Source organism: Streptomyces sp. NPDC029216 (assembly GCF_040648015.1).
Classification (GTDB): Bacteria; Actinomycetota; Actinomycetes; order Streptomycetales; family Streptomycetaceae; genus Streptomyces.
In genome coordinates this window covers 1-26,435 of the sequence record NZ_JBEZWL010000038.1, presented here as the reverse complement: position 1 = coordinate 26,435, position 26,435 = coordinate 1, and the positions used below count along the sequence as shown (strand labels likewise).

Annotated in this window: 24 protein-coding genes; 11 read left to right on the top strand and 13 right to left on the bottom strand. The window is 72.4% G+C overall.

What is annotated here, in order from left to right; translation table 11 throughout:
• The first annotated feature begins 147 nt into the window (after positions 1 to 147).
• A complete protein-coding gene (locus AB0F18_RS16415; RefSeq protein WP_362060461.1) occupies positions 148 to 1,122 on the top strand; it encodes an LLM class flavin-dependent oxidoreductase in 975 nt (324 codons plus the stop codon).
• An 80-nt stretch (positions 1,123 to 1,202) separates the two neighbouring features.
• On the opposite strand, the gene AB0F18_RS16410 is transcribed toward AB0F18_RS16415, so the two are convergent.
• Together AB0F18_RS16410 and AB0F18_RS16405 are read right to left on the bottom strand one after the other, a co-directional pair.
• The gene (locus AB0F18_RS16410; protein WP_362060458.1) at positions 1,203 to 1,955 is read right to left on the bottom strand and encodes a CAP domain-containing protein; all 753 of its coding nucleotides are present in this window, start codon (positions 1,953 to 1,955) and stop codon (positions 1,203 to 1,205) included.
• 895 nt (positions 1,956 to 2,850) lie between these two features.
• Positions 2,851 to 3,141: a hypothetical protein gene (locus tag AB0F18_RS16405; RefSeq protein WP_362060455.1), complete on the bottom strand. Its 291-nt coding sequence runs from the start codon at positions 3,139 to 3,141 to the stop codon at positions 2,851 to 2,853.
• Positions 3,142 to 3,548: 407 nt separating this feature from the next.
• Here AB0F18_RS16405 and AB0F18_RS16400 point away from each other — a divergent pair, with 407 nt between their 5' ends.
• Positions 3,549 to 3,896, top strand: a complete 348-nt coding sequence (locus AB0F18_RS16400) for a MarR family transcriptional regulator (protein ID WP_362060452.1) — start codon at positions 3,549 to 3,551, stop codon at positions 3,894 to 3,896.
• Positions 3,897 to 3,916: 20 nt separating this feature from the next.
• On the top strand, positions 3,917 to 4,543 hold the full coding sequence (locus AB0F18_RS16395) for an STAS domain-containing protein (RefSeq protein ID WP_362060449.1): 627 nt from the start codon (positions 3,917 to 3,919) through the stop codon (positions 4,541 to 4,543).
• A gap of 154 nt (positions 4,544 to 4,697) precedes the next feature.
• Here the strand turns inward: AB0F18_RS16395 and AB0F18_RS16390 are convergent, their stop codons facing one another.
• Positions 4,698 to 4,973, bottom strand: coding sequence for an isoamylase early set domain-containing protein (locus AB0F18_RS16390; protein ID WP_362060446.1), 276 nt, complete (start codon positions 4,971 to 4,973; stop codon positions 4,698 to 4,700).
• 203 nt (positions 4,974 to 5,176) lie between these two features.
• Between AB0F18_RS16390 and AB0F18_RS16385 the strand changes: the two genes are divergently transcribed.
• The 3 genes from AB0F18_RS16385 to AB0F18_RS16375 all read left to right on the top strand — a co-directional run bounded on the left by AB0F18_RS16385 (position 5,177) and on the right by AB0F18_RS16375 (position 8,065).
• Positions 5,177 to 5,383 carry a hypothetical protein gene (locus AB0F18_RS16385; protein ID WP_362060443.1) on the top strand — a complete coding sequence of 69 codons (207 nt, stop codon included), beginning with the start codon at positions 5,177 to 5,179 and terminating at the stop codon, positions 5,381 to 5,383.
• Between the two features lie 548 nt (positions 5,384 to 5,931).
• A complete protein-coding gene (locus AB0F18_RS16380; protein WP_362060440.1) occupies positions 5,932 to 7,074 on the top strand; it encodes an alpha-hydroxy acid oxidase in 1,143 nt (380 codons plus the stop codon).
• Positions 7,075 to 7,273: 199 nt separating this feature from the next.
• Complete coding sequence (locus AB0F18_RS16375) at positions 7,274 to 8,065, top strand: DUF4239 domain-containing protein (protein ID WP_362060437.1); 792 nt, start codon at positions 7,274 to 7,276, stop codon at positions 8,063 to 8,065.
• A gap of 29 nt (positions 8,066 to 8,094) precedes the next feature.
• Here the strand turns inward: AB0F18_RS16375 and AB0F18_RS16370 are convergent, their stop codons facing one another.
• The 5 genes from AB0F18_RS16370 to AB0F18_RS16350 all read right to left on the bottom strand — a co-directional run bounded on the left by AB0F18_RS16370 (position 8,095) and on the right by AB0F18_RS16350 (position 13,895).
• The gene (locus AB0F18_RS16370) at positions 8,095 to 8,430 is read right to left on the bottom strand and encodes a hypothetical protein (protein ID WP_362060434.1); all 336 of its coding nucleotides are present in this window, start codon (positions 8,428 to 8,430) and stop codon (positions 8,095 to 8,097) included.
• A 292-nt stretch (positions 8,431 to 8,722) separates the two neighbouring features.
• Positions 8,723 to 10,861: a xanthine dehydrogenase family protein molybdopterin-binding subunit gene (locus AB0F18_RS16365; protein WP_362060431.1), complete on the bottom strand. Its 2,139-nt coding sequence runs from the start codon at positions 10,859 to 10,861 to the stop codon at positions 8,723 to 8,725.
• 31 nt (positions 10,862 to 10,892) lie between these two features.
• The gene (locus AB0F18_RS16360) at positions 10,893 to 11,903 is read right to left on the bottom strand and encodes a xanthine dehydrogenase family protein subunit M (RefSeq protein ID WP_362060428.1); all 1,011 of its coding nucleotides are present in this window, start codon (positions 11,901 to 11,903) and stop codon (positions 10,893 to 10,895) included.
• Positions 11,900 to 12,439: a 2Fe-2S iron-sulfur cluster-binding protein gene (locus tag AB0F18_RS16355; protein WP_362060539.1), complete on the bottom strand. Its 540-nt coding sequence runs from the start codon at positions 12,437 to 12,439 to the stop codon at positions 11,900 to 11,902. The genes AB0F18_RS16360 and AB0F18_RS16355 overlap by 4 nt, the downstream gene beginning before the upstream one ends.
• A 217-nt stretch (positions 12,440 to 12,656) precedes the next feature.
• Entirely contained in the window at positions 12,657 to 13,895 is a 1,239-nt protein-coding gene (locus tag AB0F18_RS16350; RefSeq protein ID WP_362060425.1) for a hypothetical protein, read from the bottom strand.
• 447 nt (positions 13,896 to 14,342) lie between these two features.
• Here AB0F18_RS16350 and AB0F18_RS16345 point away from each other — a divergent pair, with 447 nt between their 5' ends.
• Positions 14,343 to 15,563: a cytochrome P450 gene (locus AB0F18_RS16345; protein ID WP_362060422.1), complete on the top strand. Its 1,221-nt coding sequence runs from the start codon at positions 14,343 to 14,345 to the stop codon at positions 15,561 to 15,563.
• A gap of 90 nt (positions 15,564 to 15,653) precedes the next feature.
• Here the strand turns inward: AB0F18_RS16345 and AB0F18_RS16340 are convergent, their stop codons facing one another.
• The 4 genes from AB0F18_RS16340 to AB0F18_RS16325 form a co-directional block, all read right to left on the bottom strand.
• A complete protein-coding gene (locus AB0F18_RS16340) occupies positions 15,654 to 16,103 on the bottom strand; it encodes an SRPBCC family protein (RefSeq protein WP_362060419.1) in 450 nt (149 codons plus the stop codon).
• 182 nt (positions 16,104 to 16,285) lie between these two features.
• Positions 16,286 to 18,706: a SpoIIE family protein phosphatase gene (locus AB0F18_RS16335; RefSeq protein WP_362060416.1), complete on the bottom strand. Its 2,421-nt coding sequence runs from the start codon at positions 18,704 to 18,706 to the stop codon at positions 16,286 to 16,288.
• Complete coding sequence (locus tag AB0F18_RS16330) at positions 18,703 to 22,485, bottom strand: HAMP domain-containing protein (protein ID WP_362060413.1); 3,783 nt, start codon at positions 22,483 to 22,485, stop codon at positions 18,703 to 18,705. Before AB0F18_RS16330 ends, AB0F18_RS16335 begins: the two co-directional genes overlap by 4 nt.
• Positions 22,486 to 22,552: 67 nt before the next feature.
• Entirely contained in the window at positions 22,553 to 22,897 is a 345-nt protein-coding gene (locus AB0F18_RS16325; RefSeq protein WP_362060410.1) for an STAS domain-containing protein, read from the bottom strand.
• 188 nt (positions 22,898 to 23,085) lie between these two features.
• Between AB0F18_RS16325 and AB0F18_RS16320 the strand changes: the two genes are divergently transcribed.
• From AB0F18_RS16320 to AB0F18_RS16305, 4 genes are all read left to right on the top strand, one after another.
• The gene (locus AB0F18_RS16320; protein ID WP_362060407.1) at positions 23,086 to 23,994 is read left to right on the top strand and encodes a SigB/SigF/SigG family RNA polymerase sigma factor; all 909 of its coding nucleotides are present in this window, start codon (positions 23,086 to 23,088) and stop codon (positions 23,992 to 23,994) included.
• A gap of 8 nt (positions 23,995 to 24,002) precedes the next feature.
• Complete coding sequence (locus AB0F18_RS16315; RefSeq protein WP_362060404.1) at positions 24,003 to 24,311, top strand: STAS domain-containing protein; 309 nt, start codon at positions 24,003 to 24,005, stop codon at positions 24,309 to 24,311.
• Positions 24,308 to 25,261 (top strand): sensor histidine kinase, encoded by a 954-nt coding sequence (locus tag AB0F18_RS16310; protein WP_362060401.1) that lies wholly within the window; start codon positions 24,308 to 24,310, stop codon positions 25,259 to 25,261. Before AB0F18_RS16315 ends, AB0F18_RS16310 begins: the two co-directional genes overlap by 4 nt.
• Before the next feature lie 113 nt (positions 25,262 to 25,374).
• Entirely contained in the window at positions 25,375 to 25,842 is a 468-nt protein-coding gene (locus tag AB0F18_RS16305; protein WP_362060398.1) for an ATP-binding protein, read from the top strand.
• Positions 25,843 to 25,941: 99 nt separating this feature from the next.
• Here AB0F18_RS16305 and AB0F18_RS16300 read toward each other — a convergent pair whose 3' ends face one another.
• A complete protein-coding gene (locus AB0F18_RS16300; protein WP_362060395.1) occupies positions 25,942 to 26,349 on the bottom strand; it encodes a VOC family protein in 408 nt (135 codons plus the stop codon).
• Between the last annotated feature and the right edge of the window lie 86 nt (positions 26,350 to 26,435).

Sequence of the window (26,435 nt, the reverse complement as noted above, 5' to 3'; positions counted from 1 at the left end):
CCCGTCGCGATCGCGTCAATCTGCGCGGGCACGCGCGGCACGACTCCTTGCGGCGTCCGGTTCATTGCGCAGCACGCCGGGCTCGCCGCGTGGCGCGAAAAGGATCACCGTGGTCGTCGCCCCACGCGTGATCCCTATGCTGACCGGATGGTCGACATACCTCTTTCCGCACTCGAAGTCGCGATGGTCCAGACGGGCACCCGTGCCCTGGACACCCTGCGGGACACCACGGCCTTCGCCCAGGAGCTGGAGCGGCTCGGATACCACCGGATCTGGTACGCCGAGCACCACCACTCCCCCGCGATCGGCGCCTTCCCTCCGGTCGTGCTCAGCGCGCACGCCGCCGCCTCCACCTCGGCCATCCGTCTCGGTTCCGGCGGGGTGCTGGCGCCCAACCACGCGCCCATCACCCTGGCGGAGCAGTTCGGAACGCTGGCCGCCCTGCACCCGGACCGCATCGACCTGGGCATCGGCCGCGGCCCCGGGACCTTCGACGAGGCCACCGCGCGGGCACTGCGCCGCGGAGCCGGGCCGACGACGGATGCGGAGTACCGCGACGACGTGGCCGCGATCCTGTCGTTCCTGGTCGACGAGGTCGCGCTCGGCCCGCTGCCGCAGCCCTGGCTGCTGGCCTCCAGCACCGCCGGGGCCGGCCTCGCCGCCGAACTCGGCCTGCCGGTCGCCGTCGCGCACCACATCCGGCCCGAGAACACCCGTGCGGTCCTGGAACGTTACCGGGCGGAGTTCACCCCGTCGCGCTGGTGCGGGCAGCCGCGGGTGCTGCTGTGCGTGGAGACGGTGTGTGCGGAGACGGAAGAGGAGGCCCAGCGGCTCATCGGGCCGATGGACGTCGTCAAGGCCGGGCTCCTCAAGGGGATCAGCGAGATCCCCTTCCCGACGCCCGAGGAGGCGGCCGCGCACCCGTTCACGGAACCGGAGCGGGCGGCCCTGGCGAGCTTCCGCGCACAGCAGGCGGTCGGGACGCCCGAGGTCGTCGTCCGCCGGCTCCGGGAACTGGCCGGGGAGACGGGAGCGGACGAGCTGATGCTGACGACGCCCGTCTACGGCCTGCGCGAGCGCGTCCGCTCGTACGAGCTGATCAAGAAGCACTACGGGGCGTAGGACAGGCTCCGGGGGCCGCGGGCCGAGGGCGGGCGGCGTCCGGGATCCGTCCCGGACCCGCCGGCCCCGCGCCCGACGGGTCAGCGCGTCGCGCCGAAGTCCTGCGTCCAGTACTGGCCCGGCTGGGCCAGGCCGATGCCGATCTCCCGGTAGGAGCAGTCGAGGATGTTCCGCCGGTGGCCCGGGCTGTTCATCCAGCCCTCCATGACCTGTTCGGGGGTGCTGTAGCCGTAGGCGACGTTCTCGCCGTACGTCTGCCACTGGTATCCGGCACGGGTGATGCGCTGGCCCGGGTCGGAGCCGTCGGAGCCGGTGTGGGACATGGTGGCGTGGGCGGCCATGTCGGCGCTGTGGTCCTGGGCGGCCTGCGTGAGCTTCGCGTTCACGGTGAGGGCGGGGCACCCGGCGGCGGCGCGCTCCTGGTTGACCAGCGCGAGGACCTTGGCCTGGGCGTCGGCCGTCGCCCCGGAGGCCTGCGGGGCCGAGGGAGCGGCCGACGGCTCGGCCGGGGGCGCTGCCGGCTGGGGGGCCGCGGGCGGCGCGGCCTCGACTACCTGGTCGGCCGACGGGTCTGCCGACGGCTCGGCGACGGGCTCCACGGGTGCCGGCGGCACGGCTTCGGGGAGCGCGGGGGCGGGACCGGTCTGGACCGGAGCTTCCGCCTGCGGGCCGTCGAGGGAGGGGTCCTGCCATGCGGCGGCGGCAGTGCGTGCGGGACCGGTCTCCTGGGGGTCCAGGCAGGCCATGGCGGCGGTGGGAACGCCCACGATGGCCAGCGCGCCGACGGCGACGGCTATTTTCCTGTAGTGCGTCTTCTTACGGTGCTTCCTCATGCGTGACCTCACTCGGTGATCGCGAAGCTCCCGGCGCCAGAACCGCGAGGGCGCCGGAGGAGTGGTCATTCTGAAAAGCCCCGGAGAGGGATGGCAAGCCCGAGCGCGGGCGCGACGCGGGGATTCCGCGCCAGGGCTTGAAAGGGCCGCAAGATCGTGCATGGCATCGTTCCACCGCATCGGAGCGAAGCTGACGCACCGCCGGAATCGGCTCCCATCAGCCGCGTTGGGCACAAGCAAACGAGAGTCGACAATTCCGTTTCTGGCGGAGTGCGATATGTCTGCGGCAAACAAGGACAAATGAGGAAATGTACGCGCCTGGTCGATCTCCACACGCCTGCTGGAGCGCCGTGCACCCTGTGTCTCATGTCACGGAACCGTCGGGCGCCGCGTCGAGGCTGGACACGAGATGTACGGAGCCGAGCCTCGCGAGGACCGGTGAGCTTCTCCGTGATCGGCAGTCAGAGCTACGAGGCGTTCTGCCCGGTATAGCCCGACCTGGACGACTTCGCCGCCTGCCAGGTGATGCCGAAGTACGTCGTCTCCACGAATCCGCGCCTGGACGGGCCGTCGGCGCATGGGGCCGTCGCGCTCGTCCTGCCGGTGCTCCAGGCGGAGGACCCGCCCGCCGTGCGCGTCTGGGGCGACCGCCACGCGGCCGGACCGCTGAACACCGCTCCCGACTGCGGCGCCCTGCGTGACGGCACTGCGGCCCTCGCTCTCGTTTCCGAGCTGCTGGCGCACCTGCCCGCCGTTCCGGCCCCCGCCGGTGTGCGTCGACTGGCCGACATCGCCGGCGCGATGCTCGACCGGGTCCCCGCGCGCGCCCGCTTTCCACACCGACGCCTTGCCGGCGCCGATACGTATGGTCGGCGGGACCACGTCAGACTGCAGGTCAGGTCCGCCGGCGACCGGGGTCGTCGTCGGCCAGTTGGGCGATCCAGCCGTACGGGAGCTCCCCACCGTCCACGGTGACCGCCTCGACGGCCCTGCTCTCGGGGTCGATCTCCGCCCGGACTCCCCCTCCCTCGTAGCACGGGTAGCCGGAGACACCGGTGGTGCCGGTCGCTTCGACCCGGGCGGTGCGCAGGACCGCGTCGTGGCCCTTGGCATCCTGGACGCCGGGCGGGCCGGGGCGGAGAACGACGGTGTACCGGTCCGGCACAGGGTGGGACGCGGGAGTCATGGGCCCAGGCTAGTGACCGGACCCGCCAACGGCCCGGAGGCACGGCCGGAGAGCGGGTCCGACCGGATCGCGCGCCGTCGAGGTGCCCGCTGAGGCACCTCCACCGGGGTGACGGATCACCGAAGGCCACGTGAATCCCCGGGCCGCTCGACGGAGGCCAAGAGCAGCGACGGCTGACCCGGTGAGGCGTGCGGTGAGGACCGCCGGCCGGGACGTGCGGGACCGGCCCCGCCTCCCGCACCGTGCCGGCCGATCGTCCGCCCTGTGGCGGCTGCACCTCTTCCCGCACCCTGCTTCCCGCCCGAGTGCTTGATCCGGAGCCCAGGGGCCCCGCTTTACCCGGACGGCTGGAGGGCTTCGCATTTGGGTCTGGCGAAACCGGAATCGCGAATCCTATAATTTCGGGCATGGAACGAGTCGAGCCTCGAACCAGCTGGACGTTCGTCACCCACCACGCCCGGATCCTCGCCATGATCCAGCGCGATCCGCAGATCCGGCTGCGGGACCTCGCCGCCGCCTGCCAGGTGACCGAACGTGCCGCCCGGGCCATCGTGACCGACCTGGAGAGCGCCGGCTACCTCACCCGGGAACGCCACGGCCGCCGCAACCGCTACCAGGTCACCCCCGGTACGGCCTTCCGCCACCCGGCCGAGGGCCACCACAAGATCGAGAATCTCCTGGAACTCCTGGCCAACCTCGCCCCGCCAGAAGGGACGGCCGCTTCGCCCCTTCCCCGCGGGGACCACCCTGGGTAGCACTGAAAGGGAGAAGCGCCATGACCGGTCACTTCGCCCGCCAGCCCGCCATACCTGCGGACAGCCTCCACAGCACCCTGCCCCTGGCCCCAGGCGTCACCGCGGACTTCGAAGCCACCCCGCAACGGGTGGTGGCCCGGCTGTGCGGAGAGATCGACCTGGAGGACGCACGCGGTCTGCGCGAAGACCTGGTCACAGCCCTCAGGGCCAGTCGCACCGGCCTTGACCTGGACCTCAGCGCCGTCACCTTCTGCGACAGTTCCGGCTTGCACCTCCTGCTGGACCTGAATCGGCTCGCCACCGAAACCGGTAGAACCCTCGTGCTGACCGTGCTCAGCCGCCCCGTCGCACGCCTGATCCAGCTCACCCAGACCGAACGCGTGTTCACCATCCGTGAGCCCGCCCTGCGAGCCCGAGTGAACGGGGAGCCGGCCACGAGCCGCCGCCCGAGCCCCGATCCGCCTGCAGAATCTGCCGAAGAGGCCGATCATCGCGCTCCCCGCGCGGATGAGCGCCAGCCGCTACCCAGCCTCAGCCCAGGCTTGCTCCCGGACATCCGCGACCTGTGCCGGGTGGCCATTCCCGCCGGCACCACGGTGTACGGGCACGCCGCCGACTCCTCCTTCGCCCACCCCATCGACCCCTGACAGGACGGGAACCGGTCGCTGCGGGTCGAGGCGGCCGCCGCGACATGGCAGCACAGTCCCGGCCGGACATGGGCGCGAGCCGGCCGCTCCGCAAAGGCCGGCCGGGCAGGCGCACGGACGGCCGCCGCCCGGCGGCCGGCGGCCGGCGGCCGGATCAGGTGTGCAGGCGGCTGTTGTGCCCGTCCTGGTCACCGGCGCTCTCGTCGTTGAACCAGTAGTCCCCCGCCGCCAGGTAGCGGAACGCGAACGTGCTCTCGCCCGGCAGCTCGACGGTGACGGCCCGCTTGCCGTCCTTGCGGGGCTTGAAGGCGTGGGCGCCGGGCTGCCAGTCGTTGAAGTCACCCACCACGCTGACCGGACCGGGCGGGGTGTCAAGGGGAAGGATGAACGTGACCTCGGTCCGGTCCTTGCGCATCGTGCGCTCCAGCATGGGCCTGCTCCTAACAACCGCAGAGGATGGGAACGTCGTCCATCGTCGTCGGCGCGGGCCCCGGCCGCACGCCGACTCCCCCGCTCCTTGCGTCGGCGTCACCCTCCCACCGTGATCGTGACGCAAATAATGCGATATGTGACTTTGGGTGGCATCGTGGCCCGGGGAATCCCCCAGCCACACGTCACAGAGGAGTCGCCGTCATGGGCGGTATGCAGGACAAGCGCCAGAAGCCGGGCAAGGGCCGCGAGGAGCAGGAGCGCATCAGCCGCCCCGGCCAGGACCCCGTCCACCCCGGCGCCGGCCAGGAGAACATCCGGGGGAAGAGCCCCGAAGAGCTCAAGCGGCACGGGCGTGACGACATGCGGCACGGGCGTGACGAGGACGACATGCGCGACGAAGAGCTCTGACCACGCCGCAAGGCGTACCCCCGCAAACGCAGGACCCGGCCGAAACCGTAGTCACCACCCCCGGCCGGGTCCTGTCTTGCGCCAGGCCGCAACCCCTGGGAGCAGCAAGGGCGCCGGTCAGTACGGAGAGCAGCGGGGCAGCGGATCTCCCTTCCCTCACCCCCCGGATGGGGGAATGAATGTGGCGGGGGTGGTCCGCCTCGTCCGTTCGGCCCAAAGCGGCGACGCGATCGCGATGCAGGCACTGCTCGCCGCCCTCGCCCCCTACGCGGGGCGGCTCGCCGGGCCCATCGCGCTCAACGCCCCCGTGGGTTTGCGCACCCGGCGAGGGGCGGGAGCGGTCCTCACGCCTCGCCCGGGGTGGCCCGGCAGTACTGTCGGGACGCCATGCCGCCGAGGTTCGGATGCCCGCCGAAAGCAGACGGACGGCTTGGGGCCGGGTCGCTTCTCCTCGATGGCCGGTCAACCGCCCCTGTTCGCCTTCGCCTACGCGCAGGTGGCCGGAACCGGGCTTGCCCGCGGTGGGCGGGCCTGGTGAGGTGAGGGCCGTGGCGGCTGATACGGACAACGCTGACAACTCGCCCGGTGATTGCGGCCGGAGCCTGGTCACCCTGGACGATTACCACGCAGCGGCACGTTCCCGGGTCGAGGCCACTGCCTGGGACTACATCGACGGCGGCAGCGGGGATGAGACGACGCTGCGCGAGAGCCTGGCCGGCTACCGGCGCTACCGGCTGCGGCCGCGGATCCTCGTCGACGTCTCCCACTGCGACACGCGCACCACGCTGCTCGGCTCCCCCGTAGCCCTGCCCGTCGCCATCGCGCCGACCGGTTTCCACGGGCTGGTCACGCCCGAAGCCGAGGCGGCCTGTGCCCGTGCGGCGGGAGAGACGGGCACGCTGATGGTGGTCAGCACATTCGCGACCACGCGGCTCGAGGACGTCGCACGCGTGGCGCGGGGACCGCTGTGGATGCAGTTGTACGTCTTCCGGGACCGCAGCGTCAGCGAGGATCTGGTCAAGAGGGCTGAAGCGGCCGGGTACCGGGCGCTCGTCGTCACCGTGGACGCCCCCGTCAGGGGTCACCGGGTACGGGATCTGCGCAACGCCTTCGCCCTCCCCGCCGGGCTGGCACCGGCCAACTTCCCCGACATGCCCGCCGACGGCTCTTCGGCCGAGCTGGCCGCATTGATGGCCCGGCGCATCGACCCCGCCTTCACCTGGGACGATCTGGCCTGGCTGCGCTCGGTGACCCGGCTTCCGATCGTCCTCAAGGGCATACTCACCGCGGAAGACTCCGCCCGCGCAGCCGAGTCGGGAGTCGCGGCCGTCGTGGTGTCCAACCACGGCGGCCGCCAGCTCGACGGCTCGGTCACCGCCCTCGACGCGCTCCCCGAGGTGGTGGATGCCGTCGCCGGACGCTGTGAGGTCCTCATCGACGGAGGCATCCGCCGCGGCTCGGACGTCCTGGTCGCCCTCGCGCTGGGCGCCCGCGCAGTGCTGGTGGGGCGGCCCGTGCTGTGGGGCATGGCCGTCGCGGGCGCCCAGGGAGCTCAGGCGATCCTGTCCGTCCTGGGCTCCGAGCTCAAGAACGCCATGGCCCTCTGCGGCCGCCCGGACCTCGCCTCCCTGGACACCAGCCTGCTCCACCCCGCACCCCACCGCCCCACTTCGGTACAGCGGCAGCAGTAGCCGCCGCAAGACGGCCACTTCGCGGGATCCTCGTCCGTACGTGGCCGCTGGCCTGTGAGCCCGCGCGGTGCCGCCCGCCGCCTTCGGCATGACGGGGCGGAGCCCATTCACTCGGCGGTGTGAACTTCCTCCGGCGTGCCCGAAGTGGCTGTTGAAACCGCCATTTTGGGTGGGTTGGGTCGGCCTAGACTCGGCGCTCATGTCGCTATGGCTGCTCAACCACTTCAGCACCTTCACCCTTTCCCTCTTCGCCGTCGGTGGGACCGTCCTGTTGTCCGTTGCCGGCAGTGTGCTCCTGCGCCGCAGGTATCCGTCGTTGGCCCGCGGAGAGCACAACGACATGGTCGGTGTGACGCTGGGGATGTTCGGCGCCATCTACGGAATCATCCTCGCGTTCGTCATCGTCACGTTGTGGACGCAGCTGGAGGAGACCCAGACCATCGTCGCCTCCGAGGCCACCGACGCGGCGCTCATCGCCCGTGACGCCGCCGCGTTCCCGCAGCCGGTGCGCGCCGGTCTCGATTCGGCCATGAGCGGTTACGTCCACGCGGTCGTCGAGGACCAGTGGCCCCGCATGCGTGGGGGCAACCCCAGCTACGGAGCGACCGAAGTGCACCTGCAGGCCGCGTACCGGGTGCTGCAGACGTACGACCCGAAGAGTCAGACGGAGCAGGTCTTCTACGAGCAGGCCGTCGGCCATCTCAACGATGTCGCCTCCCAGCGCCGTGCCCGCATCACCATGGCGCGCCAGGAACTTCCCCCGCTGCTTCAGGCTCTGGCGTTCGGCGGTGCGGTCGTCCTGGTCCCGCTCACGTTCCTTTACGGTCTGCGCAAGCTGAGGGTCCAGATCCTCTTCATCGCCGCGGTCTCCGGTCTCGTCGGCTTCAGCCTGCTGCTGGTCCTCGTCCTGGACCGTCCCTTCGCCGGTGACCTCAGCGTCAGTCCCGCCCCGTACCGGGAAGGCGCCCTCGCGCAGTACTGGACCCGGTGAATCCGTAGAGCCTCAAGAGCCCGCGGCTCTCAGGCGTGGCTGAGGATGACCAGCAGCGCGGTGCATTCAGCGAAGACCTGGACGGTGAGTGCCGTCTGGCGGAGCCGTACGGCCGGCGCGGCCAGGGCGACGACCAGCGCCAGGGCGCCGAACGCGGTGCTCCAGCCGAGGAGCGCGAACGGCAGGCCGGCAGCGCACTGCTCCCCGTAGGTGACACAGCGCGAGGTCTGCTCCGAGGCCAGGGCCAGGACCATGGCGATCACGGCAGCGGGCAGGAAGAAGACGGCGGCCAGTACCGCCCAGAATCGCGTGCGCTCCTTGGGAGACGCCGCCTGGAGCGGGGAAGCGGTGGTGGAAGCGTTCATACCTTCATCTCACCCGGCCGGGGGGCGGCCCGGAAGCGCCTTGGTACTCAAGTGCACCCGGGTGCCGTACTCAGAGCCGGCCCCTCGCCGGCGGAGGAGGTGGCGGCGCACGGGGCGCTGCCGTACGCGGCGGTCCGGGTGCTCGGGTCCCCCGGGGGACCGACTTCGCGCTCGCGCACGCCTGGGACGCCGCCCACCCGTCACGGACCGTCGGTGCGGTGTCGGGTGGGGCGTTCCTGGCGCCGGAGCAGGTCCGCACCGGCAGCGCCGGTGCTTCGCGGTCGTGCGGCCCTCATTCCGCCTTGGACGGTTCTTCGGCGAGGGCGGTCAGGATGCGGTCGGGGGTCAGGGGGAGCTCGCGGAGGCGGCGGCCGGTGGCCCGGCTCGCGGCGTTGCCGATGGCCGCCGCGGCGCCGACGATGCCGATCTCCCCGATGCCCTTGCTGCCCATCGGGTTCAGGTGCTTGTCGTGCTCGTCGATCCAGTGGGCCTCGATCGCCGGGACGTCGGCGTTCACCGGCACGTGGTAGGTGGCCAGGTCGCGCTCAGCGAAGTCGCCGAACGCCGGGTCGAGGCCGGCGTGTTCGGTCAGCGCCATGCCCAGCCCCATCACCATCCCTCCGACGAACTGGGAGCGGGCCGTGCGGGGGTTGAGGACGTGGCCGGCGGCGAAGACGCCCAGCAGCCGGCGGACGCGTACCTCTCCGGTGATCGTGTCCGCCTGGACCTCGGCGAAGTGCGCCCCGAACGCGTGGCGCGCGTACGGTGACTTCTGCTTCGCCGACTGGGTGGTGTCGGCGGACGCGGAGAGCCCCGCGTCGGGCAGCGGCCCCTGGTGCCGGGCCAGCCGGTCGGTCAGGGCGGTGCACGCGTCGTGCACGGCCCAGCCCCAGGACGCCGTCCCGGCGGAGCCGCCGGCGACGGGGCCGGCGGGCAGCGCGCTGTTCCCGATGGACAGCGAGACGGCGTCGAGCGGGACGCGCAGGGCGTCGGCGGCGATCTGGGCAAGGACCGTACGGGCTCCGGTGCCGATGTCGGTGGCGTTGACCTCGACGAGGTAGCTCCCGTCGGGGCGGGCGTGGGCCCGGGCGCCGGCAGGGGCGATGTACACGGGGTAGGTGGCGGCGGCCACTCCGCACCCGATGAGGAGCGGCCCCTGCCGCAGGGGCGGCCGGCGGCCGGGCCAGCCGAAGCGGGTCGCGCCCTCGCGCAGGCATTCCACGAGGTGGCGGCTGCTGAAAGGACGGCCGCTGTCGGGCTCGGTGGCCGGGTCGTTGCGGACGCGCAGCTCGACGGGGTCCATGCCGAGGGCGTCGGCGAGCTCGTCCATGGCCGACTCCAGGGCGTACATGCCGGGGGTCTCGCCGGGGGCGCGCATCCAGGAGGGGGTGGGCACGTCGAGCGCGGCGACGCGGTGGGTGGTGCGGCTGTGCTGGACGGCGTACATCACCCGTGCGGGTACGGCGGCCTGCTCGACGAACTCGCGCACCTGCGAGGTGTGCGTGGTGACCTCGTGGATCAGGGAGGTGAGGGTGCCGTCGGGGCGGGCGCCGAGCCGGATGCGGTGCAGGGTGGGGGCGCGGTGGCCGACGGTGGCGGCCATGTGCTGCCGGGGCAGGGCCACGGTGACGGGGCGGCCGCAGTACCGGGTGGCCATGACGGCGAGGACGACGTGGGGGCGCGGTGTGCCCTTGGAGCCGAATCCGCCGCCCACGTGCTCGGCCAGGACGGTGACCCGGTCCTCTGGCAGCCGGAACAGTCCGGCCAGGACGGTGCGCACCACCGTGGTGCCCTGGCAGGAGTCGTACACGGTGAGGTGGCCGCGCTCGGCGTCCCAGTCCGCGGTGGCGGCGTGCGGCTCCATGGCGTGGTTGTGCAGGGGCGGCACCGAGTAGCGGGCGTCGACGCGTACGGGCGCGGCGGCGAACGCCGCGTCCGGGTCGCCCTGTTCGCGGTGCGCGGGGTAGCCGCCGTTGACTTCCTCGGGGGTGTACAGGCCGGGGTGTCCCTCGCGCAGGGTGACGTCGTGGGGCTCGGCCTCGTAGGTGACGCGCACGGCGTCGGCGGCGGCCCGGGCCCCTTCCAGCGTGTCGGCGATGGCGAGGGCCACGTACCAGCCGCGGTGCGGTACCCGCGGGTCCTGGAGCAGTTGGAGGGTGGGGTCGTCGGAGGGGCCCAGGCGCGGTGCGTCGTACGGGGTGAGGACGCCCAGTACGCCGGGCAGGGCCAGGGCGGCGGCGGTGTCCACGGCGGTGATCCGGCCGCGCGCGATCGTCGCGGGTACCGGCCAGGCGTAGGCCCGTCGCGGCAGGTGCCGTTCGGCGGCGTAGAGCGCGGTGCCGGTCACCTTCTCCGTGGCTTCGCGCCGTGGGACGGGGGCACCGAGGGAGGTCTGGGCGGGGGTGTCGAGCGTGGCGGAGGTGGGGCTCATCGTGGTCCTCTGTCCTGGGCGGTGGCGCCGCTCACGGGGTGGCGGGGGGACCGGGGCGCGTACCGGCCAGCGTGGCGACGGCCTCGCAGGCGAGGTTGCGGGCGAGGGGGATCTTGTACGCGTTGTCGCGCAGGGGCTCCGCCCGGGCGAGTTCCGCGTCGACGGCCGCGCGGACGGTGTCGGGGTGCGGCTCGGCGCCGGTCAGCCGCGCCTCGGCCGTGGTGGCCCGCCAGGGCCGGTGGGCGAGGCCGCCGAAGGCGAGGGCGATCCGGCGTACGCGGCCGTCGTCGAGGTCGAGGAGCACGGCGACGGACGCGAGGGCGAAGGCGTACGAGGCGCGTTCGCGGGCCTTGCGGTAGATGGAAACGGCGCCGGGCGCCGCCGCGGGCAGGAGCACCGCCGTGATGATCTCTCCCGGGCGGATGACGGTGTCCTGCTCGGGGTGGTCACCTGGCAGCCGGTGGAACTCGGCGGCCGCGACGGTGCGGGTGGCGTCCGGTCCGCCGTACAGCTCGACCTCGGCGTCCAGCGCGGCGAGGGCCACGGCCATGTCGGAGGGGTGGGTGGCGATGCAGTGCTCGGAGTGTCCGAGGACCGCGTGGTCGCGGTGGATCCCGTCCCGGGCTCCGCAGCCGCTGCCGGGTTCGCGCTTGTTGCAGGGCTTGGAGGGGTCCTGGAAGTAGGTGCAGCGGGTGCGCTGGAGCAGGTTGCCACCGGTGGTGGCGACGTTCCGCAGTTGGCCGGAGGCGCCGGCGAGCAGTGCCTGTCCGAGCAGCGGGTAGCGGGAACGCACCCGGGGGTCGGCGGCCAGGTCGCTGTTGCGGACCGTGGCACCGACGCGCAGGCCTCCGTCGGGGAGTTCGGTGATCTCCGCCAGGGGGAGCCGGGAGATGTCGATGAGGGCGGTGGGGGTCTCGACGCCCAGCTTCATCAGGTCCACGAGATTGGTGCCGCCGCCGAGATAGCGGGAACCGGGGTGTGCGGCGTAGGCGTCGGCGGCCTCGCGGAGGCTGGCGGCGCGTACGTAGGCGAAGGGCTTCATGCGATCACGTCCGCGCCGGTCCTGGTGGCCGCGGGGTCCGCGCCCGCGTCGGCGACGGCCCGGACGATCGCGGGGTAGGCGCCGCAGCGGCACAGGTTCCCGCTGAGCCGTTCCCTGATCTCCTCGGCGGTCAGCACGGCGGGCCCTGCCCGGTGAGCGGCGGCGGTGACGTGCGAGGGGTGTCCCGCGGCGGCTTCTCGGAGCGCGCCGACGGCGGAGCAGAGCTGGCCGGGGGTGCAGTAGCCGCACTGGAAGGCGTCGTGTTCGATGAAGGCGCGCTGGAGCGGGTGGAGGGCGCCGTCGGGTGCGGCGAGGCCCTCCACGGTGGTGATACCGCTGCCGTCGAGGGTGACGGCGAGCAGCAGGCAGCTGTTGGCGCGCCGGCCGTCCACGAGGACGGTGCAGGCGCCGCACTGCCCGTGGTCGCATCCCTTCTTGGCGCCGGTCAGGCCCAGGTGCTCGCGCAGGGCGTCGAGGAGCGTGACGCGGTGGTCCAGGTCGAGGTCGTGGCGGACACCGTTGACGCGCAGGCCCACGCGGGAGCGGGCGTCACCGGCGACCGCCCCGTCCGGCGTGCCGTGCGCCGGCCGGGGTGCGGGCGGGTCGGTTGCGTGGGCCACGACGAACTCCCTTGTCGTCCGTTTTCGGGAGGAACATCCGTCCCGTCCCGCTGTCCAGCCTGGCCCCTTTCATGCCCGCGCGGGCCGCACGCCTCCGGCGGGCTCCTCGGACCTCCCCCATACGGCCGACTCGTCAGGCAGGGTTGAGCGTGATGGCGAACCTCTCGAAGATGTCGCCCACTTCGATCCAGCCCACCAGGTCACGGCAGACCCTGTCGTTGCCGGTGCCGTCACAGCCCCACGCATTGACGACCATGCCGTTCAGCTGCCGGGAGTCCTGGTTGTTGATGGTGATCACGGGGCCGCCGCTGTCGCCGGGGCGGGCGACGACGCCGTAGGTCTGCGGGGCGCCGGCGCTGCCCCAGACGTAGGCGCCGTCGGTCACCCAGGTGGCGTTGCCCGCGTATGTGGTGCGGATGTTGCAGACGACCTTGGAGTTGTAGCCGAGCTGGCAGGTGAAATCGCCCACCGCCGCATTACGTACGCCGTTGAGGTAGCGGTAGTACCCGTTCTCGTCGAGACCGTCCCAGGTGCGGCGGTCCGTCGGCGCCTCGACGAACCCCGAGTCGAGGTCGGCCAGCTTGGCGTTGACCCGGCCGATCTGGCTGCCGCCGGCCGTGTAGACGAGTTCGCCCTGGCCGTAACAGTGGCCTGCCGTGACGAGCCACTGACGGCGGTCCACGGTGCTGATGGCCGGGATGCCGCTGGTGCAGTGCGCGAAGGTGCCCGTCGCGGGGCCGAGCGCGGCGCCGGCGTAGAACGGAGCGGAGTCGTTCCACCGGTTGAGGGGTACCGAGGGGGCCGACCGGTGGATGCGCAGGGGCGTGCCCCGTTCGTTCGTGAGCTGCTGCGAGACGGCGGGCCTGGCGAGGTACTGCCGTGCGGCCTCGGCGTCGTTCACGCCGAGCTCGATCGCACTGCCGTCGACGGTGCTGCCCGCCATTTCGATCGTGAAGGGGAGGTCCTTGCGGGTGCGGAAGGCCGTGATCTCCTTTCTGAGCTGCAGCCGTGTCTTCGCGCTCTTGCGTACGTTGAGCAGTTTCGTGTCGGCCTTCGGGTTGGCCTTGTGCACGGCGTCGAGGAAGGCGGCACGCCGGTTCGGATCGGTGAGGTAGACGTTGACGGAGCGGTAGTCGGAGGCCATCTCGACCTGCGTGTACACGTCCGCCTGCGGGCCCCGTCCGGCCCGTGCCGCGGCGTCGGCCACGACCCTCAGGGGTTCCAGCACCTCGCCCTGCCGCTCCGGTGTCATGGCCGCCACGGCATCGGCGGACAGCGGCCCGGGCGGCTCCGCCTTGGCGGCCGCCGCCCCGAGCGGAAGGACGGCCAGGACGGTTGCGAGCGCGAGCGAATGCCAAGCAGCCTTGTTCATGGATCCCCTTGCGGTGACTGTCTGCGCACGATGCGTACGCTGCGTGACCGTAGTGAGCGTCCGGAATGCCGGGCAAGAGCGCGCGGCGGCCCGCGGAGGCACGTTGAGGGCGTACGGGCATCCGCGCGCGCCCCGGACTCAGGCGGCGGCGGATCTGGCTTGGCCCGCGGCGATGTTCAGGGCGAGGCCGGCGAGGACGGTCCAGCCCGTCCGCGGTCCGGGGCGGCCTCGCCTCACCGCCGCTCCCCGTCCTGGCCGGAGCACTCGAAACCCTTGCCGAGACGGCCCGCAGCACGCCGGAGGACCTCCTGTACTGACCTGAGGCACGCACCCGTCCCTGCCGCCGAGAGGAATCACTCCGCTGAACGGGGCGCGCCGCAGGGGGCACGGCCGGTCCGCGTAGCACCCTCGTTCTGCACGGCGCGGACGACGTCCTCGGGAGGCGACATGAGTGAGCGGCCGGTCCTTCTGCCCTATGCCGACCCCGCCTTCGTCACGGATCCGTTCCCGCTGTACCGGCAGCTGCGCGAGGAAGGTCCCGTGCGACGCGTCGTCGTCGCGGGCGGTCTGGAGGCCTGGCTCGTCACCCGCTACGACGACGCGCTCGCGGCCCTGTCCGACCCCCGGCTCAGCAGCGACGTACGCGATGCCTCGGACGCCCGGCTCCTGCGGCAGCTGCCCGAAGCGGAGCGCGAATCGCTGCTGAGCACCATGCTGCGCAGCGATCCGCCCGACCACACCCGTCTGCGCCGGCTGGTCTCGAAGGCCTTCACCGCCCGCAGGGTGGCGGGGATGCGGCCGCGGATCCAGTCCCTCACCGACCGGCTGCTGGACGCGTTCACCCCGACCGGGCACGCCGACCTCGTCGCGGACTTCGCACTGCCGCTGCCGGTGACGGTCATCAGCGAACTGCTCGGGGTGCCGGTGGACGACCGTCACGACTTCCAGCACTGGACCGACCGCCTGATCAGGCGGGGCTCCGAACCCCCCGACCCGGCCGTGGTGAACGAGGCGTGGCAGCACATGCGCGCGTACGTGACCGGGCTCATCCGCGAGAAGCGGACGGCCCCCGGCGACGACCTGCTCAGCGGCCTCGTCACGGCCCGCGACGAGGAACGGCAGCTGTCGGAGGACGAACTGGTCGCCATGGTGTTCCTGCTGCTGGCCGCCGGCTACATCACCACGGTCAACCTGATCGGCGGCGGCATCGCCATGCTGCTCGCCCATCCCCGGCAGCTCGACCTGCTGCGCTCGGACCCCGCGTTGCTGCCGGGCGCGATCGAGGAGTTCCTCCGCTACGACGGCCCGGTCAGCCCCGGCATCGCGCGGTTCGCGCGCGAGGACGTCGAGATCGCGGGCGTGGGCGTCCCGCGCGGCGCGACCGTGCTGATCGGTTCCGCGCTCGCCGACCGGGACCCGGCACGGTTCGCCGACCCCGACCGGCTCGACATCACCCGGCAGGACAACGCCCACCTCGCGTTCGGTCACGGGATCCACTACTGCCTGGGTGCTCCGCTGGCCCGGCTGGAGGGCGAGATCGCCATCGGTACGGCCCTGCGCCGGCTTCCCGGGCTCGCCCTCGCCGTACCTCCGGACGAGGTCCCCTGGCGACCCGGCGGGCTGCGCGGTCCCGAGAGCCTGCCGGTGACGTTCGTCCCCGGCGGCTGACGGGGGAAGGAGAAGCCCTCCTGCGAGTGCTCCTCTTCCGGGGCCGCCCCACCGGTGCGGCCCCGGCCCGGGGAAGGGGCGGAGTGCGCGTCAGACCTGGCCGCGCCACTGGCCGGTCGGGGTACCGCGGTCCTCGATGAAGTGCTTGAAACGCTTCAGATCGCCCTTGACCTGGCGGTCGACGAACCCGAACTTGTCCCCGATGCTCTCCGCCATCCCGTCGGGATCGAAGTCCATCATCAGGGTCACCTCGGTATGGGCGGGGTCGATCGGCCGGAACGTCACCAGCCCGGACTGCTCCGTCTCACCGCCCACCGTCACCCAGGCGATCTTCGTGTCGGGGACCTGCGCGGTGATCTCCGCGTCGAACTCCCGCTCCACACCGGCGATCTTCGTCACCCAGTGCGTGAGGGTGTCGGTGCGCTGCTCGATCCTCTGCACACCGTCCATGAACTGCGGGAACGATTCGAACTGCGTCCACTGGTCATAGGCGGTACGGACCGGGACGTCGACCTCGATGGACTCCTTGACCTGCGACATGCTCAGCCTCCTGGCATCAGGTGTTCGGGGACCGGGACCGGCCTCTCGGGTGGCCGGCCCCGGGTGGGACCCTTCATCGGTGCCCCCCGCAGCCGCGCCTGCCCCGCCGCGCGGCCCCGCACTCCCCGAACGGGGCGACTTCCGCGACCACTCGGCCCGCACCGCTCGCGCCCCCGCCCCGGTCAGCCGACCTGGACGCCGATGACGCAGGTGTCGTCGTCGGTGTCGGACCAGCTCTCGGTGAGCAGGCCGTCGAGCCTGCCGTCCAGGTCTTCGGCTCCCGTGGTCACGGTGTCCAGCAGCTGGGCCAGGGAGTCCTGTACGGAGGCGTCCCGGCGCTCGACCAGCCCGTCCGTGAACATCAGGAGGGTGTCCCCCGCTTCGAGGCGGACCTCCTGCTCGGCATAGGTGGCGTCGGGCAGCGCGCCGAGGAGGAGGCCGTCGAGGAGGGGGAAGGCCGTGGCCTCGCCCTTCCTGATGTGTACGGGCGGCAGGTGCCCGGCGCGGGCCCAGCGCATGACGCGGGTGCGCGGATCGTAGAGGCCGCAGACGGCCGTCGCGGTGACCTGCTGGGTCAGGTGGTGGGTGACCGTGTTGAGCCAGGACATCAGTTGGGCGGGGCCGGCACCCGTGACGGCGAGGCCGCGCAGGGCATTGCGCAGCACGACCATTCCGGTGGCCGCCTCGATGCCGTGGCCGGCGACGTCACCCACGGAGAGCATGATCAGGCCCGAGGGCAGGACCAGCGTGTCGTACCAGTCGCCCCCGACCAGGGACTCCGTCTCCGCGGGCCGGTAGCGGACCGCCACCCGCAGCCCCGGCGCCTCGACGTGGTGGTGCGGGGGCATGATGGCGTGCTGGAGCTGGAGCGCGAGCCGGTTGCGTTCGGCCGATTCGGCTTCGGTGAGGGCGAGCTGGTCCTGGGTCGCGGCGAGGGCGACCTCGGTCCAGTGTTGTGCGGAGATGTCCTGGTAGGCGCCGCGCACGGCGTGCAGCCGCTGGGCCGCGTCGAGGACGGGCTCGGCGACGACCCGGATGTGGCGCAGGATGCCGTCGGAGCGCCGCAGGCGCAGGTTGACGGAAGCGGGACGCCGGTAGCGCAGTACGGTGCGCAGGAAACGGCCGAGGGCCGCGGAGTCGTCCGGGTGGGCGTACGAAGGCAGGTCGCGCAGCGGTACGGGGGGCGCACCGCTCGGCAGTCCGTGGAGGGCGTAGAGCTCGGAGTTCCAGGTGATGGCGCCGGTGGCGAGGTTCTCCTCGAAGCCGCCGATGCGGCCCAGGCGCTGGGCGTGCTGCAGCAGGTTGGCGAGCCGGGCGGTCTCGTCCTCGATGCGCCAGATCAGCAGGACGGCGGCGCCGTGCCGGCTGACGCTGATGTCCGCGACCGAGGTCAACGGGATCTGGTCGACGAGCGCGGTCAGGCCCATGCGTTCGGCACGGAACGGTTCGCCGGTGGCGTGCACCCGCTCGATGGTGTCGAAGAGGCCGCTCCCGCCCCCGGCCATCGGGTAGGCCTCCAGCAGCAGTGCGCCGTTGACGTCGCCGCGGGGGCGGCCCGCGGGGTCGGCGAACCTGCTGTTCACGTGGCGGATGCGGAAGTCGGACAGCCGGCCGTCGGGGTCGAGCACCGGCGTCAGGATGATGGTGGGGTCGTGCAGTCCCTCGGCGAGGTCGATCAGCTCCGAGACGTCGGGGAGCAGTCCCTCGGGAGCCGTGGCGTGGGGAGGGGGCGCCGTGTCCAGGGTGTGGGCGCACAGTTCGGCCAGCGCCTCGACCTGGCGCCGGATCTGTGGCGACAGCGGCGGCAGGGGATGCGGCCAGCACACTTCGAGGACGCCGTGGACGCGTCCGCCCGTCCCGGCCGGTACGGCCATGCGTCCGCCGTCGGGCCACTGCAGGTGTCCGATCGAGGGAAGCCCCTCGCGCCTGAGGTCGGTGAGGGTCACCGGGGCGCGCTCGCGCAGGGCCAGACGGGGGACGGTCGCGACGCCGGGGGGCACGTGGCGCCAGCGCGAGGCTTCCCCGGAGGCGAATCCGGCGTGGCCGGCCAGGGCCAGCGAGCCGTCGGGGGCCGCGGCCCACACGGCCACGGCGACCGCCCCGAGCGGGGTGAGGGCGTTGGCCAGCAGCGAGTCGGCCACGGCCTGGGTGTCGGCGGCGGCGGCGAGGACCCCGCTCTCGGCGGTGCGCAGGCGTACGGACACGGAGGAGGTCTGCGGGGAGGGCTGCGCCGTCGCGGTCCGTTCGACGAACTCGGCCGCGATCGCGCTGACCTGGTCGCGGGCGGCCTGGTTGACGATGTCGGCGGCGAGTTCCAGGGGGGAGAGCCCGGCCTCGTGGCAGAGGTCGTCGAGCTGGCGGGCCGCGGCGGCGGGGGTGCAGTCCAGCCGCCCCATCAGGATTCCCTTGGCCAGCTCGACCAGTGCCCGGCCGTCGGCGGCGGCGTGTGCCTCCCTGACCTCCCGGCGCAGGCGTTCGACCGTGGCGACGAGCCGCCCCAGGGGTGGGGGCGCCTGCTGGGGCAGGGAGGGCAGCGGCCGTTCGCCGGCCGTCGGCTCCTGCGCTCGTTCCCCGGCCGGCCGGGGGGTGCCGAAGGAGGTCATCGTGTGGCCGGCCCCTGCTGGAGGCGGCCCGGGGCCGTCAGCCAGTGGCGGACGCGGCCGATGAGGTCGTCGGCGTCCACGGGTTTCGTGACGTAGTCGCTGGCCCCGGCCGCGAGGCTCTTCTCCCGGTCGCCGGGCATCGCCTTGGCCGTCACCGCGATGATGGGGAGGTCGGCGTGCGCGGGCATGCCGCGGATCTCCGCGGTCGCGGCGTAGCCGTCGAGCTCGGGCATCATCACGTCCATCAGTATGAGGTCGACGCCGTGGTTGCGGGTGAGGGTCTCGATGCCCTTGCGGCCGTCCTCGGCGTGGAGCACACGCATGCCGTGCAGTTCGAGGATGCCGCTGAGGGCGTACAGGTTGCGTGCGTCGTCGTCGACTACGAGGACGGTGCGTCCCGCGAGGTCCCCGTCGGGGGTCCGGGAGGCCTGCCCGCCTTCCACCGCCCCGTTGACGAGCGGCGCCTCACCGGGCCGGTCGGCCGACAGGTGCCGGACGATGCGTGCGCGGAGCTCGTCCAGGCTGCTCAGCAGTTCCAGGCGACCGGACTCGGCGCGCTCGCGCAGGGCCTGTTCCCGACCGTTCTCTAGGCGGGGGCTGTCGTGCGCGAGGACCGGCAGGGAGCTGAGCGCCGGGTCGCCGTCGAGGGCGTCGAGGAACCGGATGGCCTCGCCGCCGGGCATGCCGAGTTCGAGGACGACGCAGTGGAACGGCTCCGACGCCAGTGCCGCGGCCGCTTCGCTTGAGCTGGTGGCGCCGACCACCTGGATGCCCGCATGCTCCCCGCCCTCCGCCCCGCGCGGTACGAGGTCGCGCCCGGCGCTCTCGGCGACCAGGGAGAGCAGGCCGTTCGGGCGTTCCTCGATCACGAGGAGCCGGCGGCCCTGCCGCGGTCCCGCGCCGTTGGTCCCGCTGCCGCTCCCACCCGGGTCGGGGGCCCCGTACGCGGCGCCGTGGGCCGTCGGGTCCGGGGCCGCGGGGCGGGGTCCCGGGCCTTCCTCGAAGTCCGCGTGGCTGACGGGGAGGTAGAGCGTGAAGGTGCTGCCCTGGCCGGGAGTGCTCTCGGCCGTCACGGCACCGCCCAGCAGCTGGGCGATCTCGCGCGTGATGGACAGGCCGAGGCCGGTGCCACCGTACTTGCGGCTCGTGGTGCCGTCGGCCTGCTGGAAGGCGCCGAACACGGATTCCAGCTGCTGTTCGGGGATGCCGATGCCGGTGTCGCGGACACGGAAGGCCATCATGGCGCCGCGGTGGAGCACCCCTGCCGGGATCTCGGCGTCAGCGGCCCGTTCGATGCGCAGCTCCACCCCGCCGCGCTCGGTGAACTTGACGGCGTTCGACAGCAGGTTGCGCAGGACCTGGCGCAGCCTGGAGTCGTCGGTGAGCAGGTCGGCGGGCGCGTCGGGGGCGGTGGTGACGGTGAAGTCGAGGCTCTTCTGGGTGGTCATCGGGCGGAAGGTGGCTTCGACGTAGTCCAGCAGCTGCGGCAGGTCGACCCGTTCGGGGTGGATGTCCATCTTGCCCGCTTCGACCTTGGAGAGGTCGAGGATGTCGTTGATGAGCTGCAGCAGGTCGGAGCCGGCGGAGTGGATGATGCCCGCGTACTCGACCTGCTTCGGGGTGAGGTTGCGGGTCGGGTTCTGGGCCAGGAGCTGCGCGAGGATGAGCAGGCTGTTGAGCGGGGTGCGCAGTTCGTGGCTCATGTTCGCCAGGAACTCGGACTTGTAGGTGGAGGCCAGCGACAGTTGCCGGGCGCGGTCCTCCAGTTCCTGCCGGGCCTGTTCGATCTGCAGGTTCTTGGCCTCGATGTCGCGGTTCTGGCTGGCCAGCAGGGCGGCCTTCTCCTCCAGTTCGGCGTTGGAGCGCTGCAATTCCTCCTGTTGGTCCTGGAGTTCCGCGGACCGGGCCCGGAGTTCGGCGGTCAGGCGCTGGGACTCGTCCAGGAGCTCGTCGGTGCGCGCGTTGGCGAGGATGGTGTTGACGTTGACGCCGATGGTCTCCATCAGCCTGCTGAGGAAGTCGCGGTGGACGGCGGTGAAGGCGGAGAACGAGGCGAGTTCGATCACCCCGAGGACCTGGTCGTCGACGACGATCGGCAGGATGACCAGGCTGCCCGGCGTGGTGTGGCCGAGCCCGGAGGAGATGACGTAGCCGGCGGGGACCTGGTCGGTGGCGATGGTGCGGCGGCTGCGGGCCGCCTGCCCGACGAGGGAGTGACCGAGGGCGAAACTTTCGGCCACTCCCTCGGAGGTGGAGCGCCCGTACGAGCCGACGAGGGTGAGCATCGTGCCCCGGGGGGTGTCCTCGGCCAGGTAGAAGGCGCCGTACTGGGCGGCGACCAGCGGGGTCAGCTCGTCCATGACGAGTTCGGCGACGACCGCGAGGTCGCGGTGGCCCTGCATCAGGCTGGAGATGCGCGCCAGGTTGGACTTGAGCCAGTCCTGCTCCTGGTTGGCGCGGGTGGTCTCCCGCAGCGAGCCGACCATGGAGTTGATGTTGTCCTTGAGGTCGCCCATCTCGCCCGGGGCCTCCACGGTGATGGAGCGGGTGAGGTCGCCCTCGGCGACGGCGCTGGTGACGGCGGCGATGGCCCGTACCTGGCGGGTGAGGTTGCCGGCGAGCCCGTTGACGTTCTCGGTGAGCCGCTTCCAGGTGCCGGAGACGCCCTCGACCTCGGCCTGACCGCCGAGGCGGCCCTCACTGCCGACCTCGCGGGCCACGCGGGTGACTTCGGCGGCGAAGGAGGAGAGCTGGTCGACCATCGTGTTGATGGTGGTCTTCAGCTCCAGGATCTCGCCGCGGGCCTCCACGTCGATCTTCTTCGACAGGTCCCCGTTGGCCACGGCCGTCGTGACGAGCGCGATGTTGCGGACCTGACCGGTGAGGTTGTCCGCCATGGAGTTGACGTTGTCGGTGAGGTCCTTCCAGGTGCCCGCCACGCTGGACACGCGGGCCTGGCCGCCGAGGCGGCCCTCGGTACCGACTTCCCGGGCCACGCGCGTCACCTCGTCGGCGAACGCGGACAGCTGGTCGACCATCGTGTTGATGGTGGTCTTCAGCTCCAGGATCTCGCCCCGTGCGGTGACGGTGATCTTCTGGGAGAGGTCTCCTCTGGCGACGGCCGTGGCGACCTGGGCGATGGAACGCACCTGGGCGGTGAGGTTCCCGGCCATGAAGTTCACCGAGTCGGTGAGGTCCCGCCAGGTTCCGGAGACTCCCTTGACGTCGGCCTGGCCGCCGAGGAGCCCTTCGGTCCCGACCTCGCGCGCCATGCGGGTGACCTCGCCGGCGAAGGAGGAGAGCTGGTCGACCATCGTGTTGATCGTGTTCTTCAGCTCCAGGATCTCGCCCCGGGCATCGACGGTGATCTTCTGCGAGAGGTCCCCCTGCGCGACGGCGGTGGTCACCTGGGCGATGTTGCGGACCTGGTCCGCGAGATTTCCGGCCATGAAGTTGACCGAATCCGTAAGGTCCAGCCATGCCCCGCCGACCCCGGGAACCTCCGCCTGGCCTCCCAGGGTCCCTTCCGTACCGACCTCGCGGGCCACCCGCGTCACCTCGGACGTGAACAGCGACATCTGGTTGGCCATCCCGTTGAAGACCGTGGCGATCTCCCCGAGGAGCCCTTCCGCCGAGTCGGGCAGCCGGGTACGGAAGTCCCCGTCGCGCACGGCCGTCAGCCCTGCCAGCAGCAGGCGGAGCTCCGACTCGGTGATGCCGCCCCCGCCGGGGGCCCCTGGCGCCCCGTCCGGTGCAGCCGCGCCAGTCCGCTCAGCCATCGCCACCCTCACTCTCGCCGTCCTTGACGGGGGGAAGGCTAACCCGCGCCGCAGGACCCCACGGCCGTCAGGCGTCCAGCGCGGCCTGAACGTCGGGGTACAGCGAGAGGACCGTGTCCGCTCCCGTCAGAGCGAACAGACGGCGCAGCTGGTCGCCCGGCGCGGCGATCCGCAGCGCGGTCGTGCGGCGCACCCGCAGGAGCAGGTTGAGGAAGGAGGAGTCGCCGAAAGTGACGGCGGTCGCGTCGAGCACCACCATCGGGTGCCGGTCCGCGGCGGCGGTCAGGGCCTCCTCCAGCGAGACCAGGGTGTCCTGGTCCAGTTCTCCGCGAGCGACCACGACCCAGCCGGGCCCTGCCGCGTAGCTGTCTTCGACCACGCCGTCGCCCGGCACGTCCTCTGCTCCGGTCATGTGCGCCTCCCCGAATGGTCACCGTACGGGTTCCGGAATGGAGTATGCACGGTCGCTCACCCGGGGGGCGAAGCCCGGGCCCTGGACGTACCGCGGACGGGGTGGCCGTACCGCGGCAGGTGTACGGACCGGATCCCGGGGCAGGAGCGCGGACGGCAGCCATCGACTACAGGGAGGGAACGGCCATCATGCCTCTTTCGGCCGCAGTCATAAGCCCGGGTCGTGCGCCGGGCCGCCGGACCCCGGTCGCGCAGGGGGAGCCGTCGGCGGAAGCCCTCCCCCGGGTGGAGCAGGCGCGGGAGCTTTCACCCGCGGACGCCCGGGAGTTGTCGCGGTTGTTCCTCGCGAGGCTGCGTGCCCTGGAGGAGGGGACGCGTGCGTACCAGTACGCCCGCAACACCCTGATCGAGATGAACCTCTCCCTCGTGCAGTACGCCGCCCGTCGCTTCCGGGCCCGGGCCGCCGGGGGCGGGATCGACATGGACGACATCGTCCAGGTCGGCACCATCGGCCTGATCAAGGCCATCGACCGTTACGACCCCGACCGCGGGGTGGAGTTCAGCACGCTCGCGCTCCCCTACATCACCGGCGAGATCAAGCGGCACTTCCGCGACACCACCTGGGCCGTCCACGTACCGCGCCGCCTCCAGGAGATGCGCACCGAGCTCGCCAAGGCCCAGGAGGCCCTCACCGACGCGCTGAACCGGGCGCCGACGGTCAGAGAGGTGGCCGGGCACCTCGGGCTGTCGGAGGAGGAGGTGATAGACGGCCTGGTCGCCGCCAACGGCTACACCAGCGGCTCCCTGGATCTCGCCTGCGAGGCGGACGAGGCCCAGGGGACGGGCCGTCCCGCACGCGCCCTGGCGGACAAGCTGGGCGAAACGGACCCGGCCATGGAGTTGTTCGAGGACTTCCACACCCTCGCTCCCCTGCTGCGGGAGCTCGGCGCCCGGGACCGGCTGATCCTGCACATGCGGTTCGGCCAGGAGAAGACGCAGGCGGAGATCGGCGTCGAACTCGGCATCTCACAGATGCAGGTCTCCCGGCTGCTCTCACGCGTGCTGGGCCGGCTGCGCGCCGGCATGCTCACCCCGTAGGAGTTCCCGTGGCCCTGACAGCCCTACCGCTGGAAGACCGGGCCGGTGCGCGCCTCAGCGGCAGCGGGGACCTGGACAGCCGGCCGGAGCTGCGCGCGGCTCTGGCCGACGTGAGCCGGATCCCGGCCGCCGTCGTCCACCTCGACCTGTCGGCCGTGAGCTTCCTCGACGTCGCCGCCGTGGCCGCCCTGGTGCAGGCATCGGCGGTCTTCCACGGGCAGGGCCGGTGCCTGCTGCTCCACAGCCCGCCGTACTCGCTCCGCAAGGTGGTTGAGATGTTCCCGGACGAATGTGCCGCGCTGGAGGTCGCCGCATGATCAGAGTTCCTGCGGCCGACGGGCCCGGGGCCTTCGTCCATTCCGCGCTCTTCTACGAGGATCTCGGCCAATACCTGGGCGGCGTGGGCGGTTTCGTGCGTGCCGCGCTCGGAGCGGACGAGCCGGTCCTGGTGGCCGTGCCCGGCCTCCGGCTGGGGCCACTGCGGGAGAGCCTCGGTGGCGGGCCGGACGTCGCGTACCTGGACATGACGACGCTGGGGCGCAATCCGGGCCGTATCCTCGCCGCCCTGCGGGATTTCGCCGAACGGCACGAAGGCCGGCCCGCCCGTATCGTCGGCGAGCCGATCTGGCCGGGGCGCACGGAGGCCGAGGTGCTGGAGGCCACACGCCACGAGGCGCTGATCAACACCGCCTTCGCAGGCCGCGCTGCCACCGTCCTGTGCCCCTACGATGTCGCGGGGCTGCCCGGGACCGTGGTGGCGGACGCCCGGCGTACGCATCCCACGCTGATCGAGAAGGGCCGCGAACCGGCCGGTCCCAGTCCCGCCTACGCCGATGCCTCGGTCGTCTGCGCCGACTGCGACCTGCCGCTGTCCGAACCCGGTCCGGGAGCGGTGGGCCTGCACTACACGCACGGGGAGCTCGCCGCGGTGCGCGACTTCGTCGAGGCGTGGGCCCGCGACGCCTCCCTGGCCGCGGGGCGGCGGGGCGACCTCGTCCTCGCCGTCAGCGAGGCCGCGGCCAACTCCCTCGGCCACGGCGGCGGCCAGGGGACGCTGCGGCTGTGGGCCGACGCCGGCCACGGTGTGGTCGCCGAAGTCCGCGACGGTGGCCGGCTGGCCGACCCCCTGGCGGGCCGCCGCCGCCCCTCCCTCGCCTCGGCGAACGGCGGGCGCGGGCTGTGGATGATCCACCAGCTGTGCGACCTGGTAGAGACCCGTTCCACACCCTCCGGCCTCGTCCTGAGACTGCACATGGCCGACGCGTGAGAATCCGGCCCCTTACACTGTCCCGGCGCTCGAAGGCGCACCGCAATGCGACCGCGGGAGGTCCTTGCGGTCGCCACGAGAAGTCAGCCACGCAACGGTGGGGGTGGAGCACAGTGAAGAGCAGCGGATCGCCGGCCGGCCATCCACCGCCGCAGCAGCAGCCTCCGGCAACGCGCCAGCGGCGGCACCTCGCCCTGGCCGGTGCCCGGGGCCAGGTCGCGAAGGGGCGCGACTTCACCCGGCTTGCGCTGCAGGACTGGGACTGGGACCGGACCGAGAGCGCGGAGGACGCCCTGCTCGTCGTCTCGGAGCTGGTGACCAATGCGAACCTGCATGCCGGCGGCTGCCTCCAGCTCGTCCTCACCCGCACGGACGTCCTGCGCATCGAGGTGGTCGACGGCTCCGCGGTCCCGCCGCGCAGTGACCCTTCCCCCCGGCGCGGTGTCCCGGGGGGGCACGGGCTCTACATCATCGACCGCCTGTGCGACCGCTGGGGCCACGAGGCCCACGCGGAGGGCAAGGTGGTGTGGGCGGAGATCGAGGGGACCCGGCTGATCTCGGGCAGGGCCGCGGGAGGCTGAGCCCCGCGTCCGTGCCCGTACGGGTCGGCGACGCTCCCCAGGGCCGGCGGGGGTACATCGCACCGGGCCGGCCGTCCGGCCACCGGGGGCACGTCAGGTTCAGGCGGACGGGGCGGGCACGGCCACCAGGACGAAAGCGTGGCCCGCCGGGTCGGCGTAGCGGCGCTGTGTCGTCCTGCTGCCGGGGCGGGACTCCTCCCCCTCCGCCCCGACCGGGCGGGCCCCGAGGGTCACGGCTTCGCGCTCCGCTGCGTCGAGCGCCTCCGGCGCCACCAGTATCTGCAGGTGCGGCTGTTGGGACCCCTCGGGCAGCGGCCAGCTGGGCGGTACGTGGTCGGGGTCCCGACGGATCCCGAGCACGGTGCCCGAGGTGCCGGCGACCAGGAGGAGATCGCCGTCGGCCCCGGCCGGGCCCACCTGGGCGCCCAGCAGGGAGGCGTAGAAGCGGGCCAGTGCTTCGGGCTCCGCGCAGTCCAGTACGAGAACGCTTGTCTTGGGGACGGTCATGAAGACCGTGTGCCCCGCGCGGCCGTGTGCACACGCGGCGTCATGCCGGAGTCTGGACGCGCGCGGCTCCCCGGCGCCGTGCAGGC

Bases quoted from the DNA above. Each gene is read 5' to 3' on its own strand.
- AB0F18_RS16400 (WP_362060452.1), top strand. From the start codon at position 3,549: ATGGAACGAGTCGAGCCTCGAACCAGCTGGACGTTCGTCACCCACCAC.
- AB0F18_RS16385 (WP_362060443.1), top strand. From the start codon at position 5,177: ATGGGCGGTATGCAGGACAAGCGCCAGAAGCCGGGCAAGGGCCGCGAG.
- AB0F18_RS16350 (WP_362060425.1), bottom strand. From the start codon at position 13,895: ATGAACAAGGCTGCTTGGCATTCGCTCGCGCTCGCAACCGTCCTGGCC.
- AB0F18_RS16335 (WP_362060416.1), bottom strand. From the start codon at position 18,706: ATGACCTCCTTCGGCACCCCCCGGCCGGCCGGGGAACGAGCGCAGGAG.
- AB0F18_RS16310 (WP_362060401.1), top strand. From the start codon at position 24,308: ATGATCAGAGTTCCTGCGGCCGACGGGCCCGGGGCCTTCGTCCATTCC.
- AB0F18_RS16320 (WP_362060407.1), top strand. From the start codon at position 23,086: ATGCCTCTTTCGGCCGCAGTCATAAGCCCGGGTCGTGCGCCGGGCCGC.
- AB0F18_RS16345 (WP_362060422.1), top strand. From the start codon at position 14,343: ATGAGTGAGCGGCCGGTCCTTCTGCCCTATGCCGACCCCGCCTTCGTC.
- AB0F18_RS16390 (WP_362060446.1), bottom strand. From the start codon at position 4,973: ATGCTGGAGCGCACGATGCGCAAGGACCGGACCGAGGTCACGTTCATC.
- AB0F18_RS16415 (WP_362060461.1), top strand. From the start codon at position 148: ATGGTCGACATACCTCTTTCCGCACTCGAAGTCGCGATGGTCCAGACG.
- AB0F18_RS16365 (WP_362060431.1), bottom strand. From the start codon at position 10,861: ATGAGCCCCACCTCCGCCACGCTCGACACCCCCGCCCAGACCTCCCTC.
- AB0F18_RS16405 (WP_362060455.1), bottom strand. From the start codon at position 3,141: ATGACTCCCGCGTCCCACCCTGTGCCGGACCGGTACACCGTCGTTCTC.
- AB0F18_RS16370 (WP_362060434.1), bottom strand. From the start codon at position 8,430: ATGAACGCTTCCACCACCGCTTCCCCGCTCCAGGCGGCGTCTCCCAAG.
- AB0F18_RS16325 (WP_362060410.1), bottom strand. From the start codon at position 22,897: ATGACCGGAGCAGAGGACGTGCCGGGCGACGGCGTGGTCGAAGACAGC.
- AB0F18_RS16410 (WP_362060458.1), bottom strand. From the start codon at position 1,955: ATGAGGAAGCACCGTAAGAAGACGCACTACAGGAAAATAGCCGTCGCC.
- AB0F18_RS16330 (WP_362060413.1), bottom strand. From the start codon at position 22,485: ATGGCTGAGCGGACTGGCGCGGCTGCACCGGACGGGGCGCCAGGGGCC.
- AB0F18_RS16340 (WP_362060419.1), bottom strand. From the start codon at position 16,103: ATGTCGCAGGTCAAGGAGTCCATCGAGGTCGACGTCCCGGTCCGTACC.
- AB0F18_RS16300 (WP_362060395.1), bottom strand. From the start codon at position 26,349: ATGACCGTCCCCAAGACAAGCGTTCTCGTACTGGACTGCGCGGAGCCC.
- AB0F18_RS16360 (WP_362060428.1), bottom strand. From the start codon at position 11,903: ATGAAGCCCTTCGCCTACGTACGCGCCGCCAGCCTCCGCGAGGCCGCC.
- AB0F18_RS16395 (WP_362060449.1), top strand. From the start codon at position 3,917: ATGACCGGTCACTTCGCCCGCCAGCCCGCCATACCTGCGGACAGCCTC.
- AB0F18_RS16375 (WP_362060437.1), top strand. From the start codon at position 7,274: ATGTCGCTATGGCTGCTCAACCACTTCAGCACCTTCACCCTTTCCCTC.